General features: G+C 40.8%; 11 protein-coding genes. 4 read left to right on the forward strand and 7 right to left on the reverse strand.

The genetic code is table 11. The features are described from left to right. Nucleotides 1-85: 85 nt before the first annotated feature. Complete coding sequence (locus B3C94_RS09235; RefSeq protein WP_293902423.1) at nt 86-1492, reverse strand: alpha-L-fucosidase; 1407 nt, start codon at nt 1490-1492, stop codon at nt 86-88. Nucleotides 1493-1621: 129 nt separating this feature from the next. On the opposite strand from B3C94_RS09235, the gene B3C94_RS09240 reads away from it, so the two are divergent. From B3C94_RS09240 to B3C94_RS09255, 4 genes are all read left to right on the forward strand, one after another. After that, nucleotides 1622-3040 carry a sensor histidine kinase gene (locus tag B3C94_RS09240; protein ID WP_293902426.1) on the forward strand — a complete coding sequence of 473 codons (1419 nt, stop codon included), beginning with the start codon at nt 1622-1624 and terminating at the stop codon, nt 3038-3040. Further along, nucleotides 3021-3725, forward strand: a complete 705-nt coding sequence (locus B3C94_RS09245) for a response regulator transcription factor (protein WP_293902429.1) — start codon at nt 3021-3023, stop codon at nt 3723-3725. Before B3C94_RS09240 ends, B3C94_RS09245 begins: the two co-directional genes overlap by 20 nt. A 53-nt stretch (nt 3726-3778) precedes the next feature. Then, nucleotides 3779-4336 carry a Crp/Fnr family transcriptional regulator gene (locus B3C94_RS09250; RefSeq protein ID WP_293902432.1) on the forward strand — a complete coding sequence of 186 codons (558 nt, stop codon included), beginning with the start codon at nt 3779-3781 and terminating at the stop codon, nt 4334-4336. A gap of 215 nt (nt 4337-4551) precedes the next feature. Beyond that, nucleotides 4552-5367, forward strand: coding sequence for a helix-turn-helix domain-containing protein (locus tag B3C94_RS09255; RefSeq protein WP_293902435.1), 816 nt, complete (start codon nt 4552-4554; stop codon nt 5365-5367). 2 nt (nt 5368-5369) lie between these two features. Here B3C94_RS09255 and B3C94_RS09260 read toward each other — a convergent pair whose 3' ends face one another. The 6 genes from B3C94_RS09260 to B3C94_RS09285 all read right to left on the reverse strand — a co-directional run bounded on the left by B3C94_RS09260 (nt 5370) and on the right by B3C94_RS09285 (nt 14607). After that, entirely contained in the window at nt 5370-6494 is a 1125-nt protein-coding gene (locus tag B3C94_RS09260) for an MBL fold metallo-hydrolase (protein WP_293902438.1), read from the reverse strand. A gap of 158 nt (nt 6495-6652) precedes the next feature. Continuing rightward, complete coding sequence (locus B3C94_RS09265) at nt 6653-8125, reverse strand: TlpA disulfide reductase family protein (protein WP_293902441.1); 1473 nt, start codon at nt 8123-8125, stop codon at nt 6653-6655. A gap of 28 nt (nt 8126-8153) precedes the next feature. Next, the gene (locus B3C94_RS09270) at nt 8154-9539 is read right to left on the reverse strand and encodes a RagB/SusD family nutrient uptake outer membrane protein (protein ID WP_293902445.1); all 1386 of its coding nucleotides are present in this window, start codon (nt 9537-9539) and stop codon (nt 8154-8156) included. A gap of 11 nt (nt 9540-9550) precedes the next feature. Beyond that, nucleotides 9551-12895 (reverse strand): SusC/RagA family TonB-linked outer membrane protein, encoded by a 3345-nt coding sequence (locus B3C94_RS09275; protein ID WP_293902448.1) that lies wholly within the window; start codon nt 12893-12895, stop codon nt 9551-9553. A 24-nt stretch (nt 12896-12919) separates the two neighbouring features. After that, nucleotides 12920-13933: a FecR family protein gene (locus tag B3C94_RS09280; protein ID WP_293902450.1), complete on the reverse strand. Its 1014-nt coding sequence runs from the start codon at nt 13931-13933 to the stop codon at nt 12920-12922. Nucleotides 13934-14016: 83 nt separating this feature from the next. Beyond that, the gene (locus B3C94_RS09285) at nt 14017-14607 is read right to left on the reverse strand and encodes an RNA polymerase sigma factor (RefSeq protein WP_293902453.1); all 591 of its coding nucleotides are present in this window, start codon (nt 14605-14607) and stop codon (nt 14017-14019) included. Nucleotides 14608-14689 lie beyond the last annotated feature (82 nt).

The following is a 14689-nucleotide window of genomic DNA, read 5'->3' on the forward strand; positions in this document are numbered from 1 at the left end:
AAGGGGCTTTATCATTAGAGTTTACTGAACCAGTTCGGTGAAAATATTAAACTTTATAAATCAGAATTATCGGGTTTTGCTGTTGCTATCGACGCTCCTGATATACGCCAATTTCATGAATGACAGCGCGATCTTTTTGAGCTTTGATGCTGAAACGTAATTTTTGTCCCAATACTTCGTCAAACCGAAAGATCTTGATGCGCCCCTGCTGCACAGCCGTGGCTGCAATAGGTTGCCATTTACCATCCCTCAGGTAAGATAGACCGTATTGTGCCGGATGATCTTTTCCTTCAGTAATGACAACGCTGTTGAAGCTTTTGCTACGTTCAAAATCCAATTCATACCAGACTTCTCCTTTGACTGCCGGATTGGAAACCCAGGCGCTGCCAAAGTTATCATCGTTAGCAAAATCCATGATATTCATATCGTCACTCCAGCTGCTGTATGAAGGTACTTGTTTAGCGATATTGTGGTCGACAATAGGAGCTTGGTAGTCTGGTAGGGTGCTGTAGTTGGGTCTGTTTTTGTACAATGTGCCGATTTTTTTTAAGGCGTCGAGCGCATTCTGATCCATGAGGCCATCACTGTTTGGAGCTACATTGAGCATAAAGTTGCAATAGGCACTGTTGTAGGGGATAATGAATTTCTCAACCAGCTCATTGACATCCTTAACAGCTGTATTTGGAAATGAGGTTTTCCAGAACCAATTCTGCTGTAAAGGAAGGCAAGCCATCGCAGGGAGTTTGTTGTGTTCTTTGGAAATAAATTGCCCAGCTCCTTGTTCGTACGATTTGATATCTGTATAAAAGAGGGCATCACCGGGGTATTTTGCGGAATTGAGATCCATCAATAGGCATTTGGGCTGTAATGATTTGACAAGGTAATAGATGTCATCGAAAGGAACATCGTCGTAAGAAATGCGTGACCAAGGGGCATCCCAGCCATCAATCACCAATGCGTCGATTTCTCCATATTGGGTGAGCAATTCGGTTAGTTGATCTTTGATCAGCTGGATATGGGCTTTGGTAATTGTGTGTGGCCGTATACCTTGGTGCATATCCAGTATCGAATAATACAACATTACCCGAAGGCCATTTTTGCGAAAGGCTTCAGTAAACTCCTTGACAACATCACGGTGCAAAGGTGTATTCATGACATTGTAGTCTGTGGTTTTGGTCTTCCAGATCGGGAAGCCGCTGTGGTGCTTGGTTGTCAGGCAGCCATAACTCATATTTGCCGATTTGGCCGCTTTTGCCCATTGATCTGCATTGAGTTTGGGCGATTTGAACAATTCGAGAGCAGCATTGGGATCGGACCAGTCCTGTTCCATAAAAGTTGGCATACCATAGTGGATAAACATGCCAAATCCTAGATTGACAAAATCGAGCTGGCTCTGCTCGAGTACTTTTTTTGAAAAACTGGTTTGCGCAAATAGGCTTTGGCCCAGCAGGAGGTAACATAGACAGAGTAGCGTCTGGGAAATTTTGGACATAATTTGCTAATTTGTTAGGCTGTAAAGATAGGACAAGGAGGAGTAACTTGTGTTTAACAGAAACCTAATGAAAGCCTAATAAAAGCCTAATGGTATCTTGGATCGATAAATAGATGTTATTTTTAAACCATGAACAGCGCCGGTAGAAATATATATCCCTGGGCATTTGGCACCAGCTTCCTGATCTTGACCCTGTTGATCGGTTTTTTGATCTTCAATACGTATAAGCTTGAAGATAAAAATTACCAGATTGGACAGCTCAATCTGATTCAGAATGCCTATGGTGCTGCAGTAATGGACGATAAGATATTCCCTGGTGGCAATACGATATTCCAAACTTCATTGGTGCCATGTCTTTCGATCTGGTATAAAAAAAAGCACACTGGTGCCTCAGATGCTTCTGAATTTGCACAACAATGTATGGAACCTTTTCTCAAGCGCTTGCGGCAAGAGCAATCACTGGATAGTATCTTTCAGCAGATTGTACAGCAGCAGCAACTTGATAGAGATCTTGTCTATCTATTCCATTTTGATAAATTGGAAGTTTACGATGCGACAGTTAATGTTTGGAAGGCATTTTATGAAACGGCCAGTGATAATCCTGCTGGGGCCATAAGCGGTAGACTTGAAAATCCTGGGCTAAACAATCGGGTATTTGAACTATCGGTGAGTGATAAAAATCCATTTCCCTATCGATTTACGTATAGCCTATATGTAGATTATGAGAATCGAGGCTGGCGAATTTTCCAACAGATGGCACCCGTTTTTTTGCTGTCTTTGGCTTGTATTGCCGTCATTGTGCTGCTTAGTTACCGGACCTATAAAAATTGGATCAGCCAGCGTAAGCTCGCCGATCTCAAAACAAGTTTTCTGAACCATATGCGGCATGAATTCAACACACCACTGACGACAATCTTGATCAGTGCACACAGCCTGATTGACCGTGAAACTAACAAAGACAAGCGGGAAGTGGAGCAGCTGGGGCTAGTCGTGGAGCGGCAGGCAAAGCGGCTCAAAGCATATTTTGAACAGGTCATGGGATCTGTTGCTTTACAGGAGCGGCCACCAAAAGTCGTACAGTTTCCACTGAACCAGCTGACACAGCAGCTGCTGGATGAGCTTCGCTTGCGTTATCAAGATGAGATTGAAATCCGATACGAAGCACTATTGCCTGACGTAGAAATGAAACTAGACGAAGATTATTATTTTTCGATTTTAGATAATCTGGTGTCCAATGCCATCAAATTTAACCCTAGTGATCAAAAAAATATTCGGTTTACTTGGCAGTTGACACAAGACCAATATTGTCTTAAAGTAGCAGATAATGGATCTGGTATAGCCTCCAATGAACGTTCTAAAGTATTTACAGCATTTTATCGGGGAAGATTATCGGGTAATAAACCGGGGCTTGGATTAGGTTTGTATTACATTAAATCCTGTTTGGACCGTTTGGGCTGGACAATTCATATCGAAGAAAAGCCAATTGCTGGGACGATTTTTTATATTTACATGGGCAATGCGGCATTCAATGGCAAAAGACAAGATTGATATTCTTTTGATCGAAGACGAACCCGATCTGGGAGAGGTTTTTTCGCGCTATTTGCGCTACAAAGGATTTACGGTGCTTTGGGAAAGTACGGCTGAAGGGGGCTGGGAAAATTTTCAGCGTGTTTCTGTCAAACTCCTGATCATCGATATCCAGCTGCCCGATGGTAATGGTTTTGATCTTGCACAACGGATGATCGCTAGTAATCCGGGACAGCCTGTTTTCTTTTTGACAGCACTTCATGAACGCAACGCTCGATTAAAGGGGCTTTCTTTAGGCGCTGTTGATTATATTGCCAAACCTTTTGATATGGACGAAATATTGCTCAAGATTCGCAATTTATTGAAGGTGGCATCCGTTTCAGACAAAGATGCTCTTTTACAGGTAGAATTGCAGATAGGCAACCTGCGGCTCAATATGGAGCGGTTTACACTGGATAATGGTTTACAACAGGTGCAAAAACTCACTGTCAGGGAAGCAGAATTGCTGCATTTTTTGATTCTGAATAAAAATATGTTGGTCAATAAAAAAGATCTACTCTTGCAATTTTGGGGCAATACAGACTTTTTCAATGGCAAGAGTTTGGAGGTTTTTATCTCCAGGCTCCGCAAATTATTGCAGATGGATCGTAAACTCCACATTGAAAGTATCTATGGTGCGGGTTATATATTACATGAACATATCTAATTCTTTTTTACACGAAGATCAATACAATGTTATACGAAAATATTCTAAAAAATGTGTCTAAGTGCATTACTTTGACCGCAGAAGAGACCGAGCAGTTCACAGGTATGTTAACGACAAAAAAAGTTCCCAAGAAGACCATGTTATTGGAGGAAGGGGAGATCTGCCAGTTTGAAGGTTATCTGCAAAAGGGCTGCGTGCGGATCTACTACCTCGACGAAAATGGCTTCGAAGTAACTTTAGCCTTTGCGGTCGAAGACTGGTGGATCAGTGATATTGCATCTTTTCATTATCATACGCCTTCGAGCCTCTACATGGAAACATTGGAAGATAGTGAGTTTTTAATGCTGACACCAGATACGAAAGAGCGGCTGCTGGAGACGATTCCAAAATTTGAACGTGTATTTCGTATGCTGGTTCAGCGCCGGCTAGCTGTTTTGCAGAATAGGTTGATCCATACGATGGCCAAACCTGCGGCAGATCGATACCTCGAATTTATCGCGCTTTATCCTACGATATCTCAGCGAGTACCACAATATTATATTGCTTCTTATTTGGGTGTTTCGCCGGAATTTGTCAGTATTATACGAAAACGGCTTGCAGCAAAGAAATAGCAGCAGCATTTGTTGCCAGTGGCTCAATAAGCTCGGAGTAGTTTTAAATGCTTAAGGACTGGGCTATTTTTATGCTTGAGCTTTTGAGGATGTATAAATTGAGCTTTCCGGCAATTGGATTTTGTAAAAGGTATTGGATATTTGTTACCTTTAGGCTAGGGCGGTGTTTGGATATCGGTACCAATGATCGCTGGGCTGTATATAGAGAAATAATAATGAGCATAGAAGAGAATGATTTCGGGAAGGCGTTTTTGTATTCCTGTTATGTCGAAAAAGTATTTGGCCACGAACAGTTTATCCCTGAGCATGTGGTGTTTTTTCAGCTGTCGGGTGAGACGCATCTCGACCATCAGAAGGGAAAACTAATTGCCACGGAGGGGCAGCTTGTTGTGGCACGTAGAAATCAGTTGGCTAAAGCTTTTAAGCATCCGGCAGCCAATAATGTTTACAAATCTGTTTCCGTATTGTTGCAAGCAGATCGCCTGAAGCAATATGCGATGGATTATCATCTCAGTTCGGATAAAAAATACACGGGGGAGTCCAATGTCATGCTGGAAAGCAACCTGTTTATCAAAAGTTATTTCGAATCATTGAGTCCTTATGCCGAGGCCGCCGACCGCGTGAGTCCGCAGATGGAACAGATCAAAATTTATGAATTGATTACCTTATTATTGGAGAGTTATCCGCAGCTGAAAGATCTGTTGTTTGACTTTTCGGAACCACATAAGATAGATCTGGAACAGTTCATGGTCAGGAACTATCGGTACAATGTGCCACTCGAAAACTTTGCGAAACTGACCGGCCGTAGCTTAGCGAGTTTTAAACGTGATTTTGAAAAGATATTTCAGACATCACCCCGAAAATGGCTACAGGAAAAGCGTCTTTCCGAGGCTTATTATCTGATCGAAAATAAGCGTCAAAAACCTTCCGATTTTTATCTTGATCTCGGCTTTGAAAACCTCTCTCATTTTTATGCGTCTTTCAAGGAGAAGTTTGGGATAACGCCAGCGACCATCAATTCGGTCGCATAGAACTATTTTCTCCACCAATAGCTAGGTTCTGTGGGGGGCTGATCGAGATTGATGACCTGGCCGATCATCGGAGTGAGCAAGGGTTGCTGCTGTTTTGCAGCTTCCGCGGAAATGCGTTCCAAAGGTTCGTTCCAGGCATGATTGGCAAGTACAAACTTGGAGGAATGGACGGGAAACAGCACGGTGGCTTTGAGGTCATGTGCTGCTTGGACGACCTCTTCTGGCATCATGTGGATATGTTTCCAGCTGAGGTTATATTGACCATTTTCCAATATAGCGAGATCAAAGGGACCTAATTGATTGCCGATTTCTTTAAAATGGTTATCGTAGCCACTATCACCTCCTAAATAGAGTTTTAGGGAAGGTGTCTGCAGGACGTAGGAGGCCCATAATGTATTAGCGGTAAAGATGCTTCGACCCGAGAAATGTCGTGCCGGGGTGACCGTTACTTGAAAGCCGTCGCCTAGATCGATCTGATCCCACCAGTCTTTTTCGATGATCTGTTCGGGACGATATCCCCAATATTCGAGGTGGGAGCCAACGCCAAGACCAACAATGACTTTCCCAACCCGGGGCTGTAAAGCCTTTAGCGTTTTGTAATCCATGTGATCGTAATGATCGTGTGATATAAATAGAAAATCAATCTGTGGCAGGTCAGCCGCGGTAGAGACATCGGCTCCTTTAAAAGCCTTTACACTACCCGGTATAGGAGAGGCGCTGCCACTAAATACGGGATCGACGAGGATGTTCTTGCCATCTAAACGAAGAAAATAGGAGGAGTGCCCAAACCAAACAAGTCCACGGGACTGGCTTAGTAGTATTGTCCAGTCGATGTTCATCGTAGGTATAGCGTGCTTGGGACTCGTTTCATCCGAGCGCTTAAAAAAATAATCGTATAGGGCCACCCTCCAAGGTTGTGTTAACTGTGGTGTTGGGCTCATATTTCGAAATTTACCGTCCTTAAATTGCTTGGATAGTTGTATGCGCTGAAGTCTTTCGCCCGAAGGTCTTCTGCCAAATTGTGGATGCATCATATATAGTCCGATGAAAGCGATGAGAACTGTCAGTCCTAAGATTGTTCTTTTCAAAAACCGAAGCCACTTATTGCTGTTATTTCTTGTTGTCATCTGCATTGTTGTATGGCAACAAAGATAGGACTCAAAAGGAGGTTATTTTTTCGCCGATGGCTCAGTTTTATGTGCTGTATGGCTCAGGGTAGTTGACCCGTGAAGGCGGTATTGGAAAATTTATCGAAGTCTGCCTCCATTTAGAGGCAGACTTTTTTTTAGCCTTTATAAGGTTTTTTAGCAGCCTCTATAAGCTCTTTCATTTCTAATTTGATATAGTCTACGTTTGGCGTAGATCCAGTCAAAAAGTAACGGATATTTCCGTCCTTGTCAATGATAAATTTTGCGGGAATGCCCTTGACGCCAAATTTTGCTGCCATGACCTCTCCGGTTTGCGGATCTTTTTGATCGTCGTAAAGCACTTCAAAAGGATAGTTATTTTTTGTGATAAAGGATACCACATTCTCTTTATAGTTCTTATCGCGTTCCCAAGTATTCATGAATAAAAATTGTACATCTTTATCATCTGCATAAGATTCTTGAGCGGCTTTCATTCCAGGGAATGAACGTACGCAAGGTTGACACCACGTTGCCCAGAAGTCTAAAACCACAACTTTTCCTTTTAAACTTGCCAAAGATACTTTTTCACCCTTTAGATTGAGTAGTTCAAAATTGGGTGCAGGTTTAAAGGTTGCCATCTCTTTAATGTGATTACGAATGTTTTGTGTTAGCTCCTTTTTTAATAGAGCATTAAAATTGTCGTATCCTTGAGCAGATCCATTTAATTCAGTATACAATGTTTTAAGATCATTTTCGACCGCAAACTGTCCTTTAGCATATAATTTAGTCAGAATATTATAAGCTTCGAGCTTTCTTCCGGTACCCATTAAAGATTTGTAATATACATTTGCTAATCCATCAGCCTGCTCTGGAGCTGCCTTTAAAGCATTCTCTATATAACCGAGCGCTTCAGCGTATTTTTTCTGAGCAACAAGGATGTTTACATACGCTGACATGGAGCTTGCGTACCCCATGGCTGCGAAGCGGGCTTTATTGTCTTTCTGGTTCTCAGGAAGGGTAAGATAATAGTAACTATCATCCATAGCGGTTTTTAACAGCGGTGCTGCGGTAATCGTATCGCCAGCGCTCAATAGGATTTGACCTACGGGAATATATCCGTTTCCACGCCAGAATCGTTCTTTCATCTCACCAAGATAATGTATTGCTTTTGGGGCATTTCCGTCGTTGGCAAAACTCTGCGCTAGATTAGCTAATACATAATCATATGTCAATGGCTCCTCACTAAAGTTTTTGACTGGCCATTTCTTTATGAGTTCATTATATGCATTTTCTTTCTGTACCGGGGTACTTGCATTATAGAAAACATCAGTTATAAAGGCATCTCGAGTTAATGATCCTTTTGGATATTTTTTCTTTGCTAATGCTTCTACCGAAGATTGCTGCTCTTCTTTTCCCAACGAGCGTAAGATGTTGATAGTCGTGCGGTACTCATCTTCAGATTTATAAGTCTTTAGTTCACTCATCAACACGTTGGTAAGAGAATCCTTTTGCGTGAGAGTCCCTTTTTCGATAATCGGCAAGTACTGTTGATATTTTCCGTTTGCCTGTTTTTGTGCAAAGGCTGCTGATATCGAAAAGACCAAAGCAGCTGTTAAGATTTTTGTTTTCATTTTTTGATTTTATAACGTTTTTTAATCATTAATCTTCATATCCAGGGTTCTGTGTTAAGTTTTTGTTTATCAAGATCTGAGCTTGGGGGATAGGAAATAAGACATCTGTTGGTTGCCAATTGGATTTGATAGGAGACAGCACAGTGCTAGCGCGTTCGGTTCGTTTCAGATCGAGCCAGCGATGGCCGAATTCACCAAAAAATTCATGCAGGCGTTCGGTTTCTATTGCAGCAAGTAACTGAGTTTGGTTTAAGCTCGTACTAAGTCCTGCTAGTCCTGCACGATTACGAACAGCGTCCACATCAGTCCGTGCTTCTGTAATTTTTCCGAGTCTGGCTCTTGCTTCCGCACGAATAAGGTATTGTTCGGCTAAGCGAAGCACAATATGGTATTCGGATCCTGTACCTGAGGCAACTTTATATTTCGTTATCGCATAATAAATTTTGTTTGATACGGTCTTTGGACTTGTCCAATTTGTTTTTCTTAAATCAATGTTAGGAGCTGTCTCAAAGCTGTTGTATACCGCGTCTGGCAACGTATAACCGGGAGTAGATGTAGCTGCTGTAATATAATTGGAACCAAATGTAGTCACTCCGGTCTGCGTACCAAGTTGAAGAATAACCTCATTACTTGAGTTTATAAAGCTTTTATCTGGTGTAGGCATGCCATAATCAGATGATTGCAGCACTTTGGTTGCGTAAGATTCCGCATTTTGATAATCTTTTTGGTAAAGAAACACCCTAGCCAATAGCGCACTGGCGGCTGCTTTGTTTGCTCGACCTCTTGGACTTGCAGTCGCATCATACGTTGTAGCCATTTTACTCTCTGCATCCTTTAGGTCGGCGATAATCTGATCATACACTTGTTGCACGGGCATTCGAGAAAGAGCTGCGTCTTCAAAAGCATGGAGGTCATCGCGTAATTGCAGTGGCACATCTCCGTAAAGGTTAGCGAGATAGAAATAGGCGTAAGCCCTAAAAAATTTAGCTTCACCCAGGAGTTGGTCCTTTACACTTTGGGTAAGGGTGGTTGATGCCTCTAGACCCGAGATTGCATTATTTGCATTCTTGATAAGTTGGTAACAATTTGACCAGAAATTAGCGACATTGCCGTTCGTGTTCAAAAGGCTGTTGCTATAGAATTCGGCTGTATTTGGGTCGGTAGCATTATACTGGAGGTCATCGGCAGCAAGCCCAGTATAGAAAGTTGATGTTCCAGCGAGATTGATGCTTAATGTTGCCGTATACAATCCGCGTATAACACTGTTGGCTGAAGCATCTGTAGCGAATGCCTCACTGGCAAGTACCTGTGTTGGTGGAGCACCCAAATCCACAAATTTTTCGCAGGAGCTGACAAGAAGGGATCCGCTGGTAATCGTTAATAATAGTATGGTTTTATTAATATTTAATTTCATGATTTCTAGTTTTAAAATTGACAGTTAAATCCAAATACAATCGTACGCAATGGTGGGAGTACCTGAGCAATGGTTCCGGTTCCTAAACCAGAAGGCCCTCCTTGGACAGTAGTTTCGGTATCTAGAACATATTTATTTTTGGCCCATGTAAATAGGTTTTGACCTTGTATAAAGACATTGCAGTTAGACATCTTTAGTCTCGAAGTCCAGCTCTTAGGTAAGTTGTAAGATAGATTGACAGACCTTAATTTGAGGTACGAAGCATCACCATAAACTGCGTCAGAACTTGTATACTGGTTATAAGAGTTGCTTAAGGCGGTTCCCTCAGCCGAAGCGGCGGGAGTTGTAATAGCACCCGGGATGTTTGTATTGGTGTTATTCGGTGTCCATCTGTCCAACCAATAATCGTTTTGGTTGACCATCGCTCCAGGTCTTGTATTGAGGATTTTGGTTACACCAAAGCGGTGATTAAATTGAAAAAATACGCCAATTTCAAAACCTTTGTAGGAGAACGTGTTATTAAATCCGCCATAAAAAGGTGTACCTAAATCAGCAACATAACGGTCATCACCTGTAATAGCTCCATCACCATTGCGGTCTTCATATAAAGCTCTTCCTGTTGCCGGGTCCACACCTTGATAGTGATACAAGCGGATCATATTGAGCGGCTCACCCACCAGAAAACTACTGGCATAGAATGTATTTTCAATTCCAGGAAATTCTACAAGTTTATTTTTATAAAAAGTGAAGTTAGCTGACGTTTTCCATGTAAAACTTTCATTTGTAACATTAGTTGTATTCAGCTCCAATTCCAAACCTGTATTTTGGATCAGAGCCGGTAAGTTTTCTTTGTAACTATTGTAGCCCGTTTGGGTACTTAAAACTAAATCAGTTATTTGATCAGAGGAACGATTTCTGAAAAAATTTCCAGTAAATAAAATTCTATCCTTTAAAAAACCTAGATCTAGCGCAAACTCCAATTTTTTGGTCGTTTCCCATTTGATATATTCATTTGGGAGTGTTCCAATATTCATGGAAGGATTATTTAAATAAGCCGTAGTCGAAGAGTAGAGGGGGAGATAAAGGTAATTTGAAATTTGATCATTACCTGTTGTTCCATAACTTGCTCTCAATTTACCAAAACTTAAAAATGGCAGATTATCCTGCACAAAATCTTCTTTTCCAAAGACCCATCCTAACCCTACTGCGCCAAAATTACCGAATCGATTTTTGGGGCCGAAACGAGATGAACCATCTCTTCTGAAAGTTCCATTGAACAAATATTTCTCTTTCCAGTCGTAATTCACTTTTCCGAATACTGCATTGTACTTGTAGTAAACAAGGTTATTGCTTGCTGTGAATAATCCCGCCGCACTGAGTGACCCTAAAAGTGCATCGTTTGAGTAGTTAGAGCCATTGGTTGTCTGCGAGCGTGATGAATTCTGCTGAAAACTTGTACCGATCAATGCCGTCAATTTACCTTGTCCAACACTTTTTACATAATCCAAAGTCGGTTCAATGATCCAATTTTCGGCCTTTGTATTGGAGAAACTTGATGAACCAAGCGGATTTGATACAGTATTATTTAGAGACGTAATTGGCCGTTGACTATTTTGGTTCAATTGAGTGATTGTGTAACCAAAATTTGCTTTTGCTGTTAGTCCCGGTATGATTTTATAACTCAAGTTGGCATTTGAGATCAGATTATTGGTATTGCCAAAATATTTGCGTTCGAGCAATGCGATCGGATTGTCAATAAATGCCGATGACGGTAACCAATAGTACTTTCCATTGTCACCATAAATTGGATAATTTGGGGCCAAATTGTAGAGTGATGTGACATCAGACGAAGGCATATCCGAATTATCATTTGCATAGCTCACTGATAGAGCTGCATTGAATTTTTTATCAGAAGAGGTGTGATCTAGATTTAATCGAGAAGTAAAACGACTATTTTTGCTATCCCCATAAAATACGGTGCTTTCGCGTCTATATCCTGAATTAAAGAAAAAGCGCGTAGATTCGTTTCCTCCAGACATATTCGCTTGAATGTCGGTTATATGCCCTTTGTTTCCAATAAGCATTTTTTGCCAGTCAGTTGATTTATTTTGATCCCATAGCATAAGATCAGGAGCATTATCTACTGTAGGTGTAACCCCTGCATTGGCAAAGGCCTCTTTTCTTAAGTTTAGATATTCATCGAGATTTAACATGGGGATAAAGCGGTTGACCTCTGTAAATCCGGTATTGAAATTGACACCGATACGGGTGCGGCCTGCAGATCCCTTTTTTGTGGTAATCAATACAACACCATTTGCGCCCCGACTTCCATAAATCGCCGTGGCATCGGCATCTTTCAACACATCGATACGTTCAATGTCTGCAGGATTAATCATACTGAAAGGACTTAACCCGCCAGAAGAAGCTGAGATACCAAATGAATTGAGGTTATCAGTAGCAGGTTGTCCACCATTAAAATTTGTAAATGGAACTCCATCAATAACATACAATGGGATTGATCCTGATGTCGTACCACTTAAGGAAGCCTGATTTCTGATCTGAATCTGAACAGCGCTTCCAGGTACCCCATTGTTTTGGGCGATTAATACGCCTGACATTCTTCCGGATAGCGCAGCAAGGGGATTACTTACCGGTTGAGAGGTGATGTCTTTTGCTGTAATCGAAGCAACAGACCCTGTGTTTAGTCTACGTGTTGTCGTACCATAGCCAATAACAACCACTTCTTCCAAACTGCCTTCTTCGGGTTTAAGTCTAATAGGAGTAGGGTTAGCAATCAGTTGTTTTGCTGGAATATCGACCTTTTGATAACCTATAAAAGAAAAAGTAATAATGACATCGTCATTTGGAATACGGAGTCCCCATTGTCCATTGACATCAGTTGCAGTGCTTGTTTGCATATTGCGGTATTCTGCTTTTTGCCAGTCTTTAATGATGACAGATACCCCTGCCAGTGGTGCTCCATTTTCGTTGACTACTTGGCCCGCAATATGTTGTTGATTCTGTTGTTTTTCTTTTACAGCAATAATATTGTTGTCCAATATTTCCCATGTTAAGTTGCTTCCGGCCAGAGATTGGGAAAGAATATCTTTTACACTGATTTTCTTTCCTACAATATTGACCGTGGTATTGGGAAGAATTGATTTGCTAAAGAACATTTTGTATTTGCTCTTGTCATTGATTGTTTGAAAAACATCTTCAAGCTTTCCGCCTTGGATGGAGAGGTCAATTTTTTCAGTTTGAGAATAGGCGAAGCTCTGTACATGTAAGGTGCTTAGACAAACAAGCAGTAATGCCAATCTCGACTCTTTTCTAAATTTGGGTTTTGTTTTGTTCATGTGAGTTATGTAGGTTGATTTTTTTTAAAATAGTTGCAATTGATTTTTCCCCGTTTTTTTAATTTGAAAGTAATTGACAGTTTGTAATGCTTTTAGGATATTTTCGAGTTGTTCATTTTCAAATGTTGCTGAATAGCGTTGGCTAGCAATTGATTTATTGGTAATTTTAATTTCCACCCCATACATACGCTCTAGTTTCAACGCGATATCAAGTAATCTTTCGTCTTGAATTGTCATCCGATTTAATAACCATTCGGTCTCTAGGGCAGACCCATCTTTTTCCGAGACGGAGAATGGCTGGATAGCTACGACTATAGGAGTAGAGACCATTTTAGCCGTTGTAGACGGGGATTTCTCTTCGGATTCATTTACCTTTGTGATCACAAATTTTTCTTTGGGTTTTAATATAAATTTCTGATCGTTGGCCCCAGTCTTCCAGATCGATACTTTACCCCGCACAAGAGCTGTTTCCGCATTATTTTCTTCCGTATAATCGCGCACATTGAAAGCTGTGCCTAATACGCTAATTTCCATTCTTGGAGTGTGAATAAGGAAAGGTTTGGACGGATCTTTTTTGACGTCAAAAAATGCTTCTCCTATTAAAGTAACCTCACGTGTGCTCGAGTCTTTAAATGAGGTAGGGTAGATTATTTTACTGGAGGCATTGAGCGTAATCTTTGTGCCGTCGTCTAGTACGATTTGACGCTGTTGTCCATTTAATAGCGTGATTTCTTGATTGTTGGGGGATTTTATTTTGTATAAATAGAGACTAGCTAAAGCAATGCACAAGACGGCTGCAGCGGCAGCAATTTGAGAAAAACTGAATGTACGTTTCTTTTTAACCGCTAATCTATCCATAATTCGGGTATGAATACGAGTTTTTAGTGCTTCCCGCACTTCATCATTGAGTGTATTCAGTAAATTTGGACGGGAGGAGAATGAATCGAAAAAGCGTTCTACGATATCTATTTCATCTGAATTGGCTTCGCCCTTTAAGTATTTGTCAATTAGCTTTTCAAGCTCTTGGTTAGATTGCATAGGATTAGTACAATGTTCACTTAGATAGTGCCTTTAAGCGAGGAAAATGTACTAGTCTATTTTGCTTATTATTTGTAAGTTGTTTATTTACAGTCAAATAAAATTAAAAGTAGTATCAAAAAATGCTGAATAACAAGTTTTTTTAGCTTTTGGATTGATACGCTGAGATGATTTTGGACTGTGTTTTGGGAAGTTTCGGTCAGATCGCTAATTTCCTTTGTGGTCAGTCCATCAAGGTATCTCATTTTAAAGATTTCTTTTCTCTTTTTTGGAAGATTGGCTACCCATTGTTCAATTAAAGATTTTAGATCCTTTTCGGCATACTGATCTCCCTCTACAGCTTCCTGCCATTCGTAGAACTGATGTTTTTCTTCTATGAGTATATTTCTGCGTTTGTTTTTTTTATAGATTTCGAAAACCTTGTATTTCATGCAAGTAAAGAGGTAGGCTCCTAAGTTGTGAATCTCTCTCTTGGTACAGTGTTCCCAAAGTTCGATAAATACATCCTGAACAATCTCCTCGCATGAAGCTAGATCTTCGAGCCTTTTGTAGGATTCATCTAATAATACGGACCAATACTTATCATACAAAATATTGAAAGCCTCTAAATCGCCTTCTCGAAGCCTTGCTAATAAGCTTTCGTCATGATGAGATGCATATTTATCGTTTTCCATGATATGATAGTGTGAAGTTAAATTCCATAGATGAGTAGGGTCGAGGAATATAACTTTTTTCAATAATACATATTTTATTAAA

Origin of the sequence: Sphingobacterium sp. UBA5670, assembly GCF_002420705.1 — a bacterium.
In the GTDB taxonomy this organism is placed as follows: Bacteria; Bacteroidota; Bacteroidia; order Sphingobacteriales; family Sphingobacteriaceae; genus Sphingobacterium.